The organism is Rhodoferax sp. ZS1R25 (assembly GCF_056521335.1).
On the sequence record NZ_JBWMAZ010000004.1, the window covers coordinates 120045 to 135774 of the forward strand.

A 15730-nucleotide genomic window follows, 5' to 3' on the forward strand; every position below is an offset into this window, starting at 1 on the left:
GCGGCCTAGAGCGGGATGCTGCGCGTCTCGCCCTGGCGCAGCAACCACACCCGGTCTTGCGGTAGACCGCGCTGCGCCAGCGCGGCGGCCAAGTCCTTGGGCGGCTGGTCAAACGCTTCCTGCGTCAGCATGAAGGTTCCCCAATGCACGCCCATGGCCTGCTTGGCCTCCAGGTCCAGCATCAGCTGCACCGCATCCTCGGGGTTCACGTGCATGGGCTTCATGAAATCGCGCGGCAGGTAGGCGCCTATGGGCAGGGCCAGAAAGTCGATGGCGCCTATGCGTTGGCGTATGGTTTTGAAGTCATTGCTATAGCCGGTGTCCCCTGGGAACAGAAAGCGCCATGGCGCCTGCGCGGGCCGCAACCACTCCAGACAGTAGCCACCCCAGCGGGACGCATTGGTGTCCCATGGCGTGCGCCGGCTCCAGTGCTGGGCGGGCGTGAAGTGCACGCGCAGTTGGTGCGGCAGGTCAAAGGTTTGCCACCAGTCCAGCTCGGTCACATTGGCGATACCGCGCTTGTCAAACCAGGCCTTCAGGCCCAGGGGCACGATGAACTCTGGCGTTTGCCCGGCGGCCAGCAGACGGCGGATGGTGGCATCGCAAAGGTGGTCATAGTGGTTGTGCGAAATCAGCACCACGTCAATGCGCGGCAGCTGCTCCGGCGTCAGCGGCGCGGGCACCTTGCGTGCCGCGCCCACCTTGCCCATGGGACCGGCAAAATCGGCCAGCGTGGGGTCCATCAGCACGTTCAAACCCGCCACCTGCAGCAAAACGCTGACATGGCCCAGCCAGGTCACGGCTGGTACCGCCGGCTGCTGCAGCAAGCGGCCATGGTCCACCGGCACCGACCATTCCCGTGCAAACGCGGCGTAACCGCCCGCAGGCTCCGATTGGGGTTTGAAGTCTCCGCGCAGTGAACGCCAGACCATCTCGTACCAGGGGAAGTTGCCAATCACCACCGCGGGGTCGGTGTTGCCAAAGCGGGGGGTGCTGGGTGGAGAAACAGGAGTCATGGGGTGCGCAAGGTTGGGGGCATGAGCCCCCCATAATGCCGCAAGCTACAACAAGGAGACATACCCATGGCTGCAATTCACGCCCTTTTGGGCTTCACTGGCTGGACTCTGCTGCTGGTTACCGCGGTTTTTTTGTACCGCGGCATCCGCTTTCTGGGCGGCACACCCATCAACTCCTGGCCGCGCGGCGCCAAACCTGCAGATGACCCGGGCTTCATCAAACGCCTGGAAGACGCGCATGCCAACTGCGTGGAGAACCTGCCGCTGTTCGCAGTCATCGTGCTGGCCGCGGCGGCCCTGGGCAAGCTGGATGCGATTGCCGCGCTGGCGCCTTGGGTGCTCTATGCACGGGTTGTGCAAAGCCTGGTGCATCTCAGCGGCACAGGCCGCCTGCAGGTGCTGGTGCGTGCCAGCTTTTGGGCTACACAGGTCGCACTGTACTTCTGCCTGCTAGCAAAGCTGCTGGCTTAACGGCGAATCCGGTAGCCAGTTTTAAACACCCACCACACCACCACCAAACACGCGGCCATAAAACCCAGCGTCATGCCAACGCTGACGCCGATATGGACGTCGGCCTGGCCGTAAAACGCCCAGCGCAAGCCGCTGATGAGGTAGACCACGGGGTTAAAAAGCGACACCGTTTGCCACAGCGGCGGCAGCATGTTGATGCTGTAGAACGCGCCACCCAAAAAAGTGAGCGGGGTGATGACCAGCAGCGGGATGACCTGCAGCTTTTGAAAGCTGTCTGCCAACAGGCCGATGATGAAACCGAACAGGCAAAACGTGACCGCCGTGAGCACCAGAAATCCCACCATCCACACGGGATGCGCGACTTCGTAGGGCACGAAAAAACGCGCGGTCACCAAAATCAGCGTCGCCACCAACAAGGACTTGGACGCCGCAGCACCCACGTAGCCGAGCAGCACCTCGACCCAGTTCACCGGCGCACTCAGCAGCTCGTAAATGGTGCCCGACCACTTGGGCATGTAAATGCCAAAGGATGAGTTGGAGATGCTCTCGGAGAGCAGCGACAGCATCAGCAGGCCTGGAATGATGTACGCCCCGTAGCTCACGCCACCAATGTCGCCCATGCGCGAGCCAATGGCCGACCCGAAGACGATGAAATACAACGCGGTCGAGAGCACCGGCGCGATCAAGCTTTGCATCCAGGTGCGAAAAGCGCGGTGCATCTCAAATCGGTAGATGGCGCTGACGCCATACAAGTTCAGGCCGGTCATGCGGTGGGTGCTTTCGGTTCATTTTTATCTTGGTGCACCAGGCTCACAAAGATGTCTTCGAGCGAGCTTTCGCTCGAATGCAGGTCTTTGAAGTCGATGCCGTGCCCAGCCAACACGCGCAAGAGTTCGGCAATGCCGTTGTTTTCTTGCTGGGTGTCGAAGGTGTAGGTCAGGCAGGTGCCGCTTTGGCTCAACACCAACGACCACGGTGCCAATGCCTCGGGGAGGCTGTCCATGGGGTGCTGCAGCGTGAGGGTGAGTTGCTTTTTGCCGAGCTTGCGCATCAGCACGTCTTTGTCTTCCACCAGGATCAACTCGCCGCCACGAATCACGCCAATGCGGTCCGCCATGTCCTCGGCTTCCTCAATGTAGTGGGTGGTCAAGATGATGGTGGTGCCCGCGTCGCGCAGTTCGCGCACCAGGCGCCACATGTCGTGGCGCAGCTCCACATCCACGCCAGCGCTGGGCTCGTCCAGGAACAAGATTTTTGGCTCGTGCGACAGCGCTTTGGCAATCAGCACACGGCGCTTCATACCGCCCGACAGCGCCATGATTTTGTTGTCCTTCTTGTCCCACAGCGACAAGTCTTTGAGGATTTTTTCAATCAGAGCGGGCTTGGGCGGCTTGCCAAACAGGCCGCGGCTAAAGCTCACGGTGTCCCACACGGTCTCGAACGAATCGGTGTGCAGCTCTTGCGGTACCAGGCCAATGGCGGCGCGGGCCGCTCGGTAGTCGTGCACGGTATCAAAGCCGTCGGCGGTCACCGTGCCGGTGGTGGCATTGCACATGCCGCAAATCACGCTGATGAGCGTGGTTTTACCCGCGCCGTTGGGGCCGAGCAGGGCAAAAATCTCGCCCCGGTGAATGTCCAGATCGACGTTCTTCAGCGCCTGGAAACCGCCAGCGTAGGTTTTGCTGACGCCGCGTACACGCACGATGGCGTCCACGCCGGGCGATGCCGATGGGGGTGACACGGTGGCCCGGCCAGCGTGTGGGGTGGAGAGAGGTGGGGTGTGCAATTCAGGGTGCCTGTAAAGTAAATTCAAGTATCCCACCGAACCCCACCAACGCGCAGGCGACCCCATGAGCAACCCTGCAAGCAAGTGACCTCAGTGCATGCTGGCCAGCAACGCGGCGTTACCACCGGCAGCCGTGGTGTTCACCGTCACCGTCTGCTCCGCGCAGAAGCGGTACAAATAGTGCGGGCCGCCGGCCTTGGGTCCGGTGCCGCTCAGACCCTCGCCCCCAAAGGGCTGCACGCCCACCACGGCACCGATCATGTTGCGGTTGATGTAGATATTGCCCACGTGGGCCGCGCTAGCCAGCGCCTGGGCGCGGCTGTCGATGCGGGTCTGGATGCCCAGCGTCAGACCATAGCCAAGCGCGTTGATCTGGGCAATCACGTCCTCCGGATTTCCATCCCAGCGCACCACCTGCAGCACGGGGCCGAAGATTTCAGCCTTCACGTTGGCAATGTGGTCCACCTCAAACGCGTGCGGGGCAATCAGATTTGCTATCGAAATGGTAGCTGTTGGCGCAGAATCTGCGGGGGCTAACAGCACTTTGGACTCGAACTTCAGGCGCGCAATGTGACGCTGGATGTTGTCGTAGGCCTCCCGGTCAATCACCGGGCCCAGGTCGGTGGCCAGGTCGGCCGGGTTGCCGGCCTGCAGCTCCTTCGCTGCGCCTTGCAGCATCTCGATCACCCCATCGGCAATGGCACTGTGCACCACCAGCAGGCGCAGCGCGGAGCAGCGCTGGCCGGCGGAGCGGAAGGCGCTTTGCACCACGGCATCCACCACCTGCTCGGGCAGCGCGCTGCTGTCCACCAGCATGGCGTTGATGCCGCCGGTCTCGGCAATCAGCGGGACGATGGCGCCGTCCTTCGCCGCCAGCGCGCGCTGGATGATCTTGGCCACCTGGGTGGAGCCGGTGAACACCACGCCCGCCACACCGGGCTGCGCCACCAGGGCCGCGCCCACGGTCTCACCCGCGCCGTGCAGCAGCTGCAGCGCATCCGCCGGCACACCGGCGGCCACCATCAGGTCCACCGCGGCCTTGGCCACGCCCGGGGTTTGCTCGGCCGGCTTGGCCAGCACGGTGTTGCCCGTGGCCAGGGCCGCGGCCACCTGGCCCACGAAGATGGCCAGCGGGAAGTTCCAGGGGCTGATGCAGACCCAGACACCACGCGCGGTAAGGCGCAGGGTGTTGGTCTCACCGGTCACACCGTACTGGTAGCCGGCCTGCGCATGGGCGACGACGGGACAGCTGATGGGCTGCATGATGCGTTGTGCCTCGTCCGCGTAGTAGCGCAAGAAGTCCACCGCCTCGCGCACCTCGCTCACCGCGTCGCCCCAGGTCTTGAAGGCTTCTTTGACCAGCAGCGCGCAGAACTGCGGCATGGCGGCCTGCAGCGCGTCGGCCGCGCGGCGCAGCACCACGGCGCGCGCTTCCACCGGCACCTTGCTCCATTGTTGATAGCTGCTGGCGCAGGCTGCATAGGCGCCGGGGATGGTTTTGACATCCGCCTCGGGCACCACGGGCACGGGGGTGGTGTTCAGCGCGCCCAACAGCGGATCGCGGTGGGCGGGCACGGTCAGGTCCAGCCCCGTGCTGTTGGCGCGGGCACCGGCGTGGCTGCCAAACAGGTCGGCCGGCAGCGGCAGGCTGGGATGGGGCTCCAGGCGCAGCGGCGAGATCAGCAGCTCCTGCATGCCCACCGATTCGTCGGCCAGCTGGTGCACAAAGCTGGAGTTGGCGCCGTTCTCCAGCAGGCGGCGCACCAGGTAGGCCAGCAGGTCGCGGTGTGCACCCACCGGGGCGTAGATGCGGCAGCTGATCAGCGGGTTCTTCAGCACCTCGCGGTACACGCCTTCGCCCATGCCGTGCAGGCGCTGCAGTTCAAAGGCGGCGCCGGTCCGGGCACCCATCTGGAGGATGGCGGCGATGGTGGCCGCGTTGTGCGTGGCGAACTGCGGGAAGATGGCATCGGACACAGCCAAGAGGGCGCGCGCACAGGCCAGGTAGGACACATCGGTGTGGTGCTTGTGGGTGAAGACCGGGTAGTGCGGCAGGCCCAGCTCTTGGGCGCGCTTGATTTCGGCGTCCCAATACGCGCCCTTGACCAGGCGGCACATGAGCTTGACCTGGTGCTTGCGCGCCAGCGCGGTGACGTGGGCTATTAGTTCCAGCGCCCGCGTCTGGTAGGCCTGCATGGCCAGGCCCAGGCCGGTCCACTGCGGGCAGTGCGCGGCCACGCGCACCAGCAGGGCTTCGAGCACGTCCAGCGACAGCTCCAGGCGGTCCACCTCTTCGGCGTCGATGGTCAGGTTGATGTTGGCGTTGGCCGCGGCCATGCACAGCGTCCACACGCGTGGCACCAGATTGAGCAGCACGGCGTCGCGGTGCGCGTCTTCGTAGCGCGGGAACAGGGCGCTGAGCTTGATGGAGATACCGTCATTCTTGGCCAGAGCCCCCGTCTTGCTTGCGCGACCAGCTATGAATTCAATAGCATCGGCGTAGCTTTTGAGGTAGCGCAGCGCGTCCGCATCGGTGCGCGCGCCCTCGCCCAGCATGTCGTAGCTGAAGCAGACGTTGGCTTTTTTGCGCGCAGCGTCGGCCTCTTTCATCGCCTCCGGCATGGTCTGGCCCAGCACAAACTGGCGGCCCAGCAGCTGCACGGCGCGCAGTGTGGCTGCCACCACGGTGCGCGCGCCCAGCTTGGCCATGATGCCGGGCTCGTGCTGTGCGTCAGGCAGAAAGTGTTTGGACAGCGCAATGGCGGTGCTGGACAGGCGCGAGAGCACCTTGTCCCCGCTGGCCTCGAAGTCGGCGCGGCCCAGCTGGTCGGTGGTGAGCGCGATGGCGGTCTCGGCATCGGGCACGCGCAGCAGCGCTTCGGCCAGGCGCATCAGGGCCAGGCCCTCGGCGCTGGAGATGGGGTATTCCTTGAGCAGGCTTTCCATGGCCCAAAAGGGCGGCGGGTTGTCGCGCACAGCCTGCACCCAGGGCGCGGCCACGCGGGCGGCATCGGCCCAGTCCAGCGCAGCCTCCAGCGACTGCAGGCGGTGTGACACGGTTTCGCCCTCGGGGCGGTAGGGGTTGGGCAGGCGTGAGGCTGAGGACATGGAGAACTCCAACAAATTGATTCAATGCGCTATGGTTACGGTTTTTAAGATGAATTAATCGCTATATTCATTGCCATTAATAGCGAATAACTCAAAAATGCTCACCGCCCCCGACCTGGACCGTACCGACCTCAAGATCCTGGCCTGCCTGCAAGAGGACGGCCGGGTCTCCAACCTCAAGCTGGCCGAGACCGTGGGCCTGTCGCCCACCGCCGTGCTGGCGCGCGTGCAGCGCCTGACCAAGGACGGCTACATCCTGGGCTACGAGGCGCGGCTGAACCCGCTCAAGCTGGGCGCGGGGATGATGGTGTTTGTCGAGGTGCTGCTGGACAAGACCACGCCCAACGTGTTTGACGCCTTCAAGGCCGCGGTGCAGGTGCGCGCAGAGATCATGGAGTGCCACATGGTGGCCGGTGGTTTTGATTACCTGCTCAAAACCCGCATGGCCGACATGGCGGCCTACCGCCTGTTTGCCGGCACCGTGCTGTGGCAGCTGCCCGGCGTGCGCGAAACGCGTACCTACGCGGTGATGGAAGAAGTGAAAAACTCCACCCACCTGGCGCTGGGCTAAGGCGCTTGCCGGGCCGCTTTGCAAACGCGCGCGGCGCGCTCACAATGGGCCCCTTCCACCGCCACCGGAGCCCTCCATGAAACTCCCCCTCCTGGCCTGCGCCACCCTGCTGGCATCGCTGGCCGCCCACGCCCAGAGCATGAAACCCGGCCTGTGGGAGATCACCAACCAGATGCAGGGCGCCCCCGGCAGCAAGGCCGATGCGGCCATGGCCCAAATGCAAAAGCAGATGGCAAGCATGTCGCCCGAGCAGCGCAAGATGGTGGAAGACATGATGGCCAAGAAAGGCCTGCAGATGGGCGCCGCGCCGGGCGGCGGCATGGCGGTGAAAGTATGCGTAACGCCGGAGATGGCGGCGCGCAACGACGTGGCCCCCCAGCAGCGCGGCAGCTGCACCCACACACCCAGCCCACGCACCGGCAACACCCAGAAATTCAGCTACGTCTGCACCCAGCCCCCCAGCCATGGCGAGGGCCAGATCACCTTCACCAGCGCCGAGGCCTACAGCATGGCCATGAAGACCGTGACCACCCTCAAGGGCCAGGAAGAAACCATGGACATGCAGGCCAATGGCAAATGGCTGGGCAGTGACTGCGGCACGGTGAAGCCGCTGGCCGCACCCAAGGGCTAGGCAGCGGGCGCAGGCGGATAGGGGCGCCCGCCGAAGATGGCGGTGCCCACGCGCACCAGCGTGCTGCCGCTGGCCACCGCCGCGTCCAGATCCGCACTCATGCCCATGGACAGCGTGTCCAGCGCCAATCCCGCCGCATTCAAGGCATCAAACAGGCCTCTAGCCCGCGCGAAGACTGCGCTAGCAGCTACAAAATCAGGAGCAGGCTCAGGGATGCACATGATGCCGCGCAGACGAAGCCGCGGCAGCGTGGCCACCGCCCGGGCCAAGGCCAGCGCCTCGTCCGGCACCACGCCCGACTTGGTGGGGCCACCGTCCACATTCACCTGCACACAGACCTGCAGCGGCGGCAGGTGGGCCGGGCGCTGTTCACTCAGGCGCTGGGCGATCTTCAGGCGGTCCACCGTGTGCGCCCATTGAAAGTGCTCGGCCACCAGGCGCGTCTTGTTGCTCTGGATAGGGCCTATGCAGTGCCACACCACGGGCAGGTGCTCCAGCGTGGCGATCTTCTCCACCGCCTCCTGGATGTAGTTCTCGCCAAAGGCGCGCTGGCCGGCATCAAATGCCGCCTGCACGGCCTCAGGCCCAAAGGTCTTGGAGACAGCCAGCAGCTGCACCGCGTCCGCCGAGCGGCCCGCCGCAGTGCAGGCCTGGGCGATGCGGCTGCGAACAGCGTGGAGATTGTCGGCAATCATCGTCATAATCCCTCAAGCGTACCAAACCCATCTGACCCAAAGAGGATCCCGTGGACATTACCCAGCTGCTGGCGTTTAGCGTCAAAAACAAGGCTTCCGACTTGCACCTCTCCGCAGGTCTGCCACCCATGATCCGCGTGCACGGCGATGTGCGCCGCATCAACGTGGAGCCGCTGGACCACAAGCAGGTCCACGCCATGGTGTACGACATCATGAACGACACCCAGCGCAAGATGTACGAAGAGTTTCTGGAGATCGACTTTTCGTTCGAGATCGACGGCCTGGCACGTTTCCGCGTCAATGCCTTCAACCACAACCGCGGCGCCGGCGCCGTGTTCCGGACGATTCCGAGCAAGATCCTCTCGCTGGAACAGCTCAACGCCCCCAAGATTTTTGCCGACCTGGCCCTCAAGCCCCGCGGCATGGTGCTGGTGACCGGCCCCACGGGTTCGGGCAAGTCCACCACGCTGGCGGCCATGGTCAACTTTTTGAACGAAACCGAGTTCGGCCACATCCTGACGGTGGAAGACCCCATCGAGTTCGTGCACGAGTCCAAAAAATGCCTGGTCAACCAGCGCGAAGTGGGGCCGCACACGCTGAGCTTTGCGGCCGCGCTGAAGTCCGCCTTGCGGGAAGATCCGGACGCGATTCTGGTGGGTGAAATGCGCGACCTGGAAACCATCCGCCTGGCCATGACAGCGGCGGAAACAGGCCACCTGGTGTTCGGCACGCTGCACACGTCGAGCGCCGCCAAGACCATCGACCGGATCATTGACGTGTTCCCCGCCGAAGAAAAAGAAATGGTGCGGGCCATGCTGTCCGAATCGCTGCAGGCCGTCATTTCGCAAACCCTGTGCAAGACCAAGGACGGCCAGGGCCGGGTGGCAGCCCACGAGATCATGCTGGGCACCAGCGCCATCCGCAACCTGATCCGCGAGGCCAAGGTCGCGCAGATGTACTCCTCCATCCAAACGGGCAACAGCGTGGGCATGCAAACGCTGGACCAGAACCTGACCGATCTGGTGAAGCGCAACGTCATCAGCGCGGCCGAAGCCCGTACGAAGGCAAAAATTCCCGAAAACTTCCCCGGCTGACCGAGACTCACCCTCGCGTTCCTCTGCGTCGATTTAAAGAAAGGTAGGTGCTCTCATGGAGCGCGATCAAGCCACGAAATTTATCAACGACCTGCTCAAGCTGATGGTCAGCCGCAATGGCAGCGACTTGTTCATCACTGGCGACTTCCCGCCCGCCATCAAGGTGGACGGGAAGGTGACCAAGGTGTCGCCGCAGCCGCTGAACGCCGCCCACACGCTGGCGCTGGCGCGTTCCATCATGAACGACAAGCAGGTGGCCGAGTTCGAGCGCACCAAGGAAAGCAACTTCGCCATCTCGCCGGCCAACATTGGCCGTTTCCGCGTGAATGCGTTCATCCAGCAGGGCAAAGTGGGCATGGTGCTGCGGGTGATTCCGCAGGTGCTGCCCACGATTGACGGTTTGGGCGTGCCCCAGGTGCTGAAGGAAATTGTGATGGCCAAGCGCGGCCTGACCATCATGGTCGGCGCCACGGGTTCGGGCAAATCGACCACGCTGGCAGCCATGGTGGACTGGCGCAACGACAAGTCGTTTGGCCACATCATCACCATCGAAGACCCGGTGGAGTTTGTCCACATGCACAAGAACTGCGTGGTCACGCAGCGCGAAGTGGGCCTGGACACCGACAGCTGGGAAGCCGCGCTGAAAAACACCCTGCGCCAGGCGCCCGATGTGATTCTGATGGGCGAAATCCGCGACCGCGAAACCATGGAACACGCCGTGGCGTTTGCCGAAACCGGCCACCTATGCCTAGCCACCCTGCACGCCAACAGCGCCAACCAGGCGCTGGACCGCATCATCAACTTCTTCCCCGAAGAGCGCCGCAGCCAGTTGCTGATGGACTTGTCCTTGAACCTGAAGGCCCTGGTTTCGCAGCGCCTGATCCCCAAGCAGGACGGCAAGGGCCGCGTAGCCGCGGTGGAAGTGCTGATCAATTCGCCGCTGATTTCCGACCTGATCTTCAAGGGCGAGGTGTCCGAGGTCAAAGAGATCATGAAGAAGAGCCGCCAAGCCGGCATGCAGACCTTCGACCAGGCACTCTTCGACCTGTACGAGGGCAACGCCATCACCTACGAAGACGCGCTGCGCAACGCCGATTCGCTGAACGACCTGCGCCTGCAAATCAAGCTCAACAGCGCACGCGGCAAGTCCACCGACCTGTCCGCCGGCACTGAAAATTTCGCCATCATGTGAGTCCAATGTCTGCCATCAACGCCAAAACCTACGAACCTTCTCCCGCCTACTCCGTCGCCTTTCTGGGCCTGGGTGTCATGGGTTACCCCATGGCCGGCCACCTGGCCAGCGCTGGCCACCAGGTCACGGTGTACAACCGCACCGCTACCAAATCCATAGCGTGGCGCGCAGACTTTGCGGGGGCTAGCAGCCAAAATGGCCCGCATAGCCATGCCAAAACTCCGCGCCAAGCCGCGCAGAACGCCGACATCGTGTTTTGCTGCGTGGGCAATGACGACGACTTGCGCAGCGTGACGCTGGGCGCCGACGGTGCCTTTGCCGGCATGAAGCCCGGCGCCATCTTTGTGGACCACACCACGGCCTCAGCCGATGTGGCCCGCGAGCTCAGCGCCATAGCCCGGGCCAAGGGCTTGCAGTTCATTGATGCCCCAGTATCTGGCGGCCAGGCCGGCGCACAAAACGGCCTGCTGACCGTGATGTGTGGTGGCGATGCCAATGCGTTTGAGTCGGTAAAACCCGTGGCCATGGCCTTCTCACGCGCCTTCACCTTGCTGGGTGAGAGTGGTGCTGGCCAACTCGCCAAGATGGTGAACCAGATCTGCATCGCCGGACTGGTGCAGGGCCTGAGCGAGGCCGTGGCCTTTGGCCAGCGCGCTGGGCTGGACATGAACCAGGTGCTGGACGTGATTGGCAAGGGCGCCGCGCAAAGCTGGCAGATGGACAACCGCGGCAAGACCATGGTGGCCGACAAGTTCGACTTTGGCTTTGCGGTGGACTGGATGCGCAAGGACCTGGGCCTGGTGCTGGACGAGGCCAAGCGCAACGGTGCACGCCTGCCGGTGACCGCCTTGGTGGACCAGTTCTACGCCGATGTGCAGCAGTTGGGCGGTAACCGCTGGGACACCAGCAGCCTGATCAAGCGCCTGAAGTAGGCAGCAGTACCCGCCAATAAAAACGGCCCCGAGGGGCCGTTTTTCGTTACTTGGTGGCGTCTGAAGCCGGCTTCTGCGGCAGGGTACGCGCCAGCTCGTCTTCCGAGATGATTTCCAGAATCCGCACCACGCGCTGCACGCCCGAGGTGCTGCTGATCACGGTGGTGGCGCGCTTGGCTTCACGCTCGGTCACGCGGCCCATCACATAAGTGGTGCCACGCTCAGTCACGATCTTGAAGGCATTGGCAAACAGGTCCTTGGCGTCCACCAAAGCGGCCTTCACGCGGCCCGTCACCAGCGAGTCGGACGAACGCTGCGTCAGCGTGGCGTTGCCCATCACTTCCAGCTCATTGACGATGTTGCGCACGTTGTCCACGCGGGACACCACTTGCTCCACCAGTTGCTTGTCTTGCGCGGTGGGTACTTCGCCGGTCAACAGCACCTGGCGGTTGTAGCTGGTCACGTTGACGTGGGCGCGGTCACCCAGGCTCTCGCGCAGGCGGCTGGCCGCGCGTTGCTCAATGCCTTCGTCTTCCAGCACCGAACCCGAGGTACGGCGGTCTGTGGCCACCAAGGTGCCCCCCACCATGGCGCCGCCCACCAGCAGCGGGAAGCAGGCCGACAGGCCCGCCAGGGTGCCGGTCAGTGCAGCGGCCAAGGCCAGACGTTTCAAAATGCGATTGTTCATGGGTTGGTTTCCTGTTCGCCCAAAAGCTGGGCATCAACCGCATCGCAAATGCAATGCAGCGTTAAAAGATGGACTTCCTGGATACGGGCCGTGCGCTCGTGCGGCACGCAGATGTGCACATCGGTGTCCCGCAGCAGCTGCGCCATTTTTCCGCCGTTGCGGCCTGTCAGTCCCACCACCACCATCTCGCGCGCATGGGCGGCTTCGATGGCGGCCAGCACATTGGCCGAATTGCCACTGGTGGAAATGGCCAGCAGCACGTCGCCAGGTGAACCCAGGGCACGCACCTGGCGCGAAAAGATCACGTTGAAGTCGTAATCGTTGGCAATGGCTGTGATGATGGAGGTATCGGTGGTCAGCGCAATGGCGCCCAACTCGGGGCGTTCGCGCTCAAAGCGGCCGACAAATTCGGCGGCGAAATGCTGCGCATCGGCGGCCGAACCACCATTGCCACATGCCAAAACCTTGCCGCCACTGGTGACGCAGGCCAGTATGGCTTGCACCGCCGCCGCAATCGGCTTGCTCAGGGCTTGCGCCGACTGGTATTTCAGGTCCGCGCTGTCAATAAAGTGTTGTTGAATTCGTTGTTCCAGCATGGCCCGGATGATACCGCGGGCCTCAAAGGCCCTTTTGGCTGGCACGTCAAGGCCTGTATCAAGATGCGTCGAAGGCCGCTTGCAGCCACTGCACCTGGTCACCGTCCAGCACCATGACGTCAAACCGGCACGGCGGCAGCGTGCGCAGCCGCAGCAGGTAGTGCTGCGCCGCAAAGATGATGCGCCGCTGTTTGGTGGCGCTTACGCTGGCGGCACCGCCACCATGCGTGGTGGAGGCCCGTTTGCGCACCTCCACAAACACCAGCGTGCCATCGGGCGCACGCATGATCAGGTCGATTTCTCCGCCACCGCGTCCGGGGGTTCGATAATTGCGCTCGACCAGTTGCAGTCCCTGCGCCTGCAGATGCCGCAGCGCCGTGGCTTCCCCCGCGTCCCCCAGTTGTTTGGTGGTGACGGATGCTGATGGTCGTGTTGGAAAGAAACCCATATGAGTGCGTCTTTTATCTCTGCCCTGTCCGCTGCCAAAGAGGCCGCCGGTGCGCAGCATTATCCGCAGGGCGCGCTGTACCTGGTGGCCACCCCGATTGGCAACCTTGCCGACATCAGCCTGCGCGCGCTGCATGTGCTGGCGCTGGCCGACACCATTGCCTGCGAAGACACGCGCCACACCCAGCAACTGCTGCGCGCCTACGGCATCGACAAATCATCCGGCCAACTGCTGGCAGTGCACCAGCACAACGAGGCCCAGGCCGCAGAAGTGGTGGTGGACCGCCTGCGCCAGGACCAGCGTGTGGCCTATGTGAGCGACGCGGGCACCCCGGGCATCAGCGACCCCGGCGCACGGCTGGTGGCCCAGGTGCGTGCCGCGGGCCTGCGCAGCATCCCCTTGCCGGGCGCCAGCAGCGTGACCACCGCCTTGTGCGCAGCGGGTCTGGCCGAAGGGGGCGAGGGCCACAGCGGTTTTGTGTTCCGGGGTTTTTTGTCCTCCAAGGCCACCGAGCGGGCACACGAGGTGCAGGTCCTGTCGGAAGAACGTCGCGCCGTGGTGCTGCTGGAGGCACCCCACCGCATTGAGGCGCTGGCCCTAGCGCTGGCACCGCTAGAGGCGCGCCTGGTCACGATTGGGCGCGAATTGACCAAACAATTTGAAGAAATTGCCACGGTAGCGGCCAGCGATTTTACCGCCTGGCTGGCTGCCGATGCGAACCGGTTGCGGGGAGAGTTCGCGCTGGTGATTCATCCTGCACCGGCCAGCGCGGCGCAGGCGCCGGACGACCGGGTGCTCAAGCTGCTACTGGAAGAGTTGCCACTGAAAACCGCGGTCAAACTGGCTGCAGATATCACCGGCGAGGCCCGCAACGCGCTGTACGAGCGGGCCCTGGCCCTGAAGCAGGGCTAAACGCTTCAGGCCTGCTGCCAGGCCTGCACGTAGGCACGCCCCCGCACCAGCACATCGGCCGCGGAGGTGCCCGGCGCAAACAACTGGCTGCCAATGCCGAAGCCGGTAGCGCCAGCCTTCTTCCAGGGGCCCATGCTTTCAGGGGTGATGCCGCCCACGGGCCACAGGTCGGTCCCGGCGGGCAGCACCGACTTCAACGCCTTGATGCCGCCATGGCCCACCATCTCAGCAGGGAACAGTTTGAGCGCGTGGGCACCCGCCTGCAACGCGGCAAACGCCTCCGTGGGCGTGGCCACACCGGGCGCGCACAGCATGCCCAGCTCGACCGCACGGCGGATCACCGCCACATCGCAGTTGGGCGAGACCATCAGGCGGCCGCCGGCGGCGTGCACGGCCTCCACATCGGCCACGGTCAGCATGGTGCCGCCGCCCACGATGGCGTCGGCCGGCAGGGTGCGCGCCAGCGCGGCAATGCACTCCAGCGCGCCGGGGCGGTTCAGGGGCACCTCCAGCGTGCGAAAGCCGCTTTCAACCAGTGCTTCACCCACGGCCTGCGCCTCAGCGGGCAACAGCCCGCGCAGGATGGCCACCAAGGGGGTGCGGCGCGCACGCGCCAACAGGTCCAGGGAATCGCTCATAGGGGTTTCCAGTTCAGGTGAATGTGGTGGATGGCCGCCACAAAGGCGGCCTTGGCATCGAGGATGTCGAACGACAGGCCCAGATGCTGGGCCGCGGTTTGGTAGTGGGCTGCCAGCTGCGGCGAACCCAGCAGCTTGAACGTGCCCTGGGGGCCCGTGCCTGCGCTGCCCTGCAGCACGTCTTTCAGTTCGGTGCCAATCAGCAGGCCGCTCAGGTATGCGGTGGTGCTGGAGGCCGGCATGTCCTTGCACACCACGCGCGCCCGAACACTGAAAATCTGGTGGCTCAGTGCGTGGTGGCCTGCGGCCTTCACGCCCTCGGCAAAGGCTGTCTCGTCCCACACGGGAGTCGCACCACCGGCCGCCGCGGCCACCGTGCCATGTTTGCTGAGCAAGTCGAACAATTCACCCGTCATGTAGGTGCGCAGTTGCACCACGCGGCCTTCGTCCAACTCCACCCACTTGCTGTGCGTGCCTGGCAACACAAACCAGCCACTGCGGTGGCCGAGGGCCCAGGCGCCCAGCAGCTGGGTTTCCTCGCCGCGCATCACATCGGGTACACCCTGCGCATTGCGCACACGGTAACCCGGAATGATGATGGCCGACACGCCTGGCGCGGCGTCAGACACCCGCATGGCATGGGCGGCCAGGTCTTGCACGGGCACGCTGCTGTCTACATACGGCACCTCGTGCCAACCCAGCGCGCTGCCCACCATGCCGGCCAACACCACGCCCGTGCCCTGCACCTCCAGCGCTTGCAGCGCGGCATCCAGGGCTGCGGGGAAGCGGCCTTTGCAGGCCAGGGCGCCGTCGGAATCGGAGATTTCACGCGCGCACAGGCCGTCGCCCGTGATGGCGTAGGCGCGGCGGTGGGTGGTACCCCAGTCCACACCGACAATCGAAACAGCAGGGTTGGCGGCCATATTTTTGGAGTTCACAGTGGATGTTCAGG

Annotated in this window: 17 protein-coding genes; 7 read left to right on the forward strand and 10 right to left on the reverse strand. The window is 64.3% G+C overall.

The genetic code is table 11. The features are described from left to right. Window positions 1–5: 5 nt before the first annotated feature. Window positions 6–1016: an MBL fold metallo-hydrolase gene (locus AC097R_RS20135; protein ID WP_479600010.1), complete on the reverse strand. Its 1011-nt coding sequence runs from the start codon at window positions 1014–1016 to the stop codon at window positions 6–8. A 66-nt stretch (window positions 1017–1082) separates the two neighbouring features. Here AC097R_RS20135 and AC097R_RS20140 point away from each other — a divergent pair, with 66 nt between their 5' ends. Next, window positions 1083–1487, forward strand: a complete 405-nt coding sequence (locus AC097R_RS20140) for an MAPEG family protein (protein WP_479600011.1) — start codon at window positions 1083–1085, stop codon at window positions 1485–1487. Here the strand turns inward: AC097R_RS20140 and AC097R_RS20145 are convergent. The 3 genes from AC097R_RS20145 to AC097R_RS20155 all read right to left on the reverse strand — a co-directional run bounded on the left by AC097R_RS20145 (window position 1484) and on the right by AC097R_RS20155 (window position 6381). Further along, window positions 1484–2254: an ABC transporter permease gene (locus AC097R_RS20145; protein ID WP_479600012.1), complete on the reverse strand. Its 771-nt coding sequence runs from the start codon at window positions 2252–2254 to the stop codon at window positions 1484–1486. The genes AC097R_RS20140 and AC097R_RS20145 overlap by 4 nt on opposite strands. After that, a complete protein-coding gene (locus AC097R_RS20150) occupies window positions 2251–3201 on the reverse strand; it encodes an ABC transporter ATP-binding protein (RefSeq protein ID WP_479600047.1) in 951 nt (316 codons plus the stop codon). The genes AC097R_RS20145 and AC097R_RS20150 overlap by 4 nt, the downstream gene beginning before the upstream one ends. Before the next feature lie 162 nt (window positions 3202–3363). Then, on the reverse strand, window positions 3364–6381 hold the full coding sequence (locus tag AC097R_RS20155) for an L-glutamate gamma-semialdehyde dehydrogenase (RefSeq protein ID WP_479600013.1): 3018 nt from the start codon (window positions 6379–6381) through the stop codon (window positions 3364–3366). A 97-nt stretch (window positions 6382–6478) separates the two neighbouring features. Between AC097R_RS20155 and AC097R_RS20160 the strand changes: the two genes are divergently transcribed. Then, window positions 6479–6952 (forward strand): winged helix-turn-helix transcriptional regulator, encoded by a 474-nt coding sequence (locus AC097R_RS20160; protein WP_479600014.1) that lies wholly within the window; start codon window positions 6479–6481, stop codon window positions 6950–6952. 76 nt (window positions 6953–7028) lie between these two features. Next, entirely contained in the window at window positions 7029–7583 is a 555-nt protein-coding gene (locus AC097R_RS20165; protein ID WP_479600015.1) for a DUF3617 domain-containing protein, read from the forward strand. On the opposite strand, the gene AC097R_RS20170 is transcribed toward AC097R_RS20165, so the two are convergent. Further along, entirely contained in the window at window positions 7580–8284 is a 705-nt protein-coding gene (locus AC097R_RS20170) for a YggS family pyridoxal phosphate-dependent enzyme (RefSeq protein ID WP_479600016.1), read from the reverse strand. The genes AC097R_RS20165 and AC097R_RS20170 overlap by 4 nt on opposite strands. A gap of 44 nt (window positions 8285–8328) precedes the next feature. Between AC097R_RS20170 and AC097R_RS20175 the strand changes: the two genes are divergently transcribed. From AC097R_RS20175 to AC097R_RS20185, 3 genes are read left to right on the forward strand one after another with little or no spacing between them, the layout of a single operon-like run. Next, window positions 8329–9372 (forward strand): type IV pilus twitching motility protein PilT, encoded by a 1044-nt coding sequence (locus AC097R_RS20175; RefSeq protein WP_310342283.1) that lies wholly within the window; start codon window positions 8329–8331, stop codon window positions 9370–9372. Between the two features lie 55 nt (window positions 9373–9427). Further along, a complete protein-coding gene (locus AC097R_RS20180) occupies window positions 9428–10564 on the forward strand; it encodes a PilT/PilU family type 4a pilus ATPase (protein ID WP_310342285.1) in 1137 nt (378 codons plus the stop codon). Window positions 10565–10569: 5 nt separating this feature from the next. Beyond that, a complete protein-coding gene (locus tag AC097R_RS20185; protein WP_479600017.1) occupies window positions 10570–11496 on the forward strand; it encodes an NAD(P)-dependent oxidoreductase in 927 nt (308 codons plus the stop codon). Between the two features lie 46 nt (window positions 11497–11542). Here the strand turns inward: AC097R_RS20185 and AC097R_RS20190 are convergent, their stop codons facing one another. From AC097R_RS20190 to AC097R_RS20200, 3 genes are read right to left on the reverse strand one after another with little or no spacing between them, the layout of a single operon-like run. Continuing rightward, window positions 11543–12184, reverse strand: coding sequence for a BON domain-containing protein (locus AC097R_RS20190; RefSeq protein WP_479600018.1), 642 nt, complete (start codon window positions 12182–12184; stop codon window positions 11543–11545). Continuing rightward, window positions 12181–12780: a phosphoheptose isomerase gene (locus tag AC097R_RS20195; protein WP_479600019.1), complete on the reverse strand. Its 600-nt coding sequence runs from the start codon at window positions 12778–12780 to the stop codon at window positions 12181–12183. Before AC097R_RS20195 ends, AC097R_RS20190 begins: the two co-directional genes overlap by 4 nt. A gap of 58 nt (window positions 12781–12838) precedes the next feature. Further along, window positions 12839–13228 carry a YraN family protein gene (locus AC097R_RS20200; protein ID WP_479600020.1) on the reverse strand — a complete coding sequence of 130 codons (390 nt, stop codon included), beginning with the start codon at window positions 13226–13228 and terminating at the stop codon, window positions 12839–12841. Here AC097R_RS20200 and rsmI point away from each other — a divergent pair, their 5' ends adjacent. Then, on the forward strand, window positions 13229–14140 hold the full coding sequence (gene rsmI, locus AC097R_RS20205; protein ID WP_479600021.1) for a 16S rRNA (cytidine(1402)-2'-O)-methyltransferase: 912 nt from the start codon (window positions 13229–13231) through the stop codon (window positions 14138–14140). Between the two features lie 5 nt (window positions 14141–14145). Here rsmI and AC097R_RS20210 read toward each other — a convergent pair whose 3' ends face one another. Further along, the gene (locus tag AC097R_RS20210; protein WP_479600022.1) at window positions 14146–14778 is read right to left on the reverse strand and encodes a 2-dehydro-3-deoxy-6-phosphogalactonate aldolase; all 633 of its coding nucleotides are present in this window, start codon (window positions 14776–14778) and stop codon (window positions 14146–14148) included. Then, window positions 14775–15716, reverse strand: coding sequence for a 2-dehydro-3-deoxygalactonokinase (locus AC097R_RS20215; RefSeq protein WP_479600023.1), 942 nt, complete (start codon window positions 15714–15716; stop codon window positions 14775–14777). The genes AC097R_RS20210 and AC097R_RS20215 overlap by 4 nt, the downstream gene beginning before the upstream one ends. Between the last annotated feature and the right edge of the window lie 14 nt (window positions 15717–15730).

Excerpts from the sequence above, each read along its gene's own strand:
- AC097R_RS20135 (WP_479600010.1), bottom strand. The coding sequence starts at position 1,016 with ATGACTCCTGTTTCTCCACCCAGCACCCCCCGCTTTGGCAACACCGAC.
- AC097R_RS20140 (WP_479600011.1), top strand. The coding sequence starts at position 1,083 with ATGGCTGCAATTCACGCCCTTTTGGGCTTCACTGGCTGGACTCTGCTG.
- AC097R_RS20145 (WP_479600012.1), bottom strand. The coding sequence starts at position 2,254 with ATGACCGGCCTGAACTTGTATGGCGTCAGCGCCATCTACCGATTTGAG.
- AC097R_RS20155 (WP_479600013.1), bottom strand. The coding sequence starts at position 6,381 with ATGTCCTCAGCCTCACGCCTGCCCAACCCCTACCGCCCCGAGGGCGAA.
- AC097R_RS20160 (WP_479600014.1), top strand. The coding sequence starts at position 6,479 with ATGCTCACCGCCCCCGACCTGGACCGTACCGACCTCAAGATCCTGGCC.
- AC097R_RS20165 (WP_479600015.1), top strand. The coding sequence starts at position 7,029 with ATGAAACTCCCCCTCCTGGCCTGCGCCACCCTGCTGGCATCGCTGGCC.
- AC097R_RS20170 (WP_479600016.1), bottom strand. The coding sequence starts at position 8,284 with ATGACGATGATTGCCGACAATCTCCACGCTGTTCGCAGCCGCATCGCC.
- AC097R_RS20180 (WP_310342285.1), top strand. The coding sequence starts at position 9,428 with ATGGAGCGCGATCAAGCCACGAAATTTATCAACGACCTGCTCAAGCTG.
- AC097R_RS20185 (WP_479600017.1), top strand. The coding sequence starts at position 10,570 with ATGTCTGCCATCAACGCCAAAACCTACGAACCTTCTCCCGCCTACTCC.
- AC097R_RS20190 (WP_479600018.1), bottom strand. The coding sequence starts at position 12,184 with ATGAACAATCGCATTTTGAAACGTCTGGCCTTGGCCGCTGCACTGACC.
- AC097R_RS20195 (WP_479600019.1), bottom strand. The coding sequence starts at position 12,780 with ATGCTGGAACAACGAATTCAACAACACTTTATTGACAGCGCGGACCTG.
- AC097R_RS20200 (WP_479600020.1), bottom strand. The coding sequence starts at position 13,228 with ATGGGTTTCTTTCCAACACGACCATCAGCATCCGTCACCACCAAACAA.
- rsmI (WP_479600021.1), top strand. The coding sequence starts at position 13,229 with ATGAGTGCGTCTTTTATCTCTGCCCTGTCCGCTGCCAAAGAGGCCGCC.
- AC097R_RS20210 (WP_479600022.1), bottom strand. The coding sequence starts at position 14,778 with ATGAGCGATTCCCTGGACCTGTTGGCGCGTGCGCGCCGCACCCCCTTG.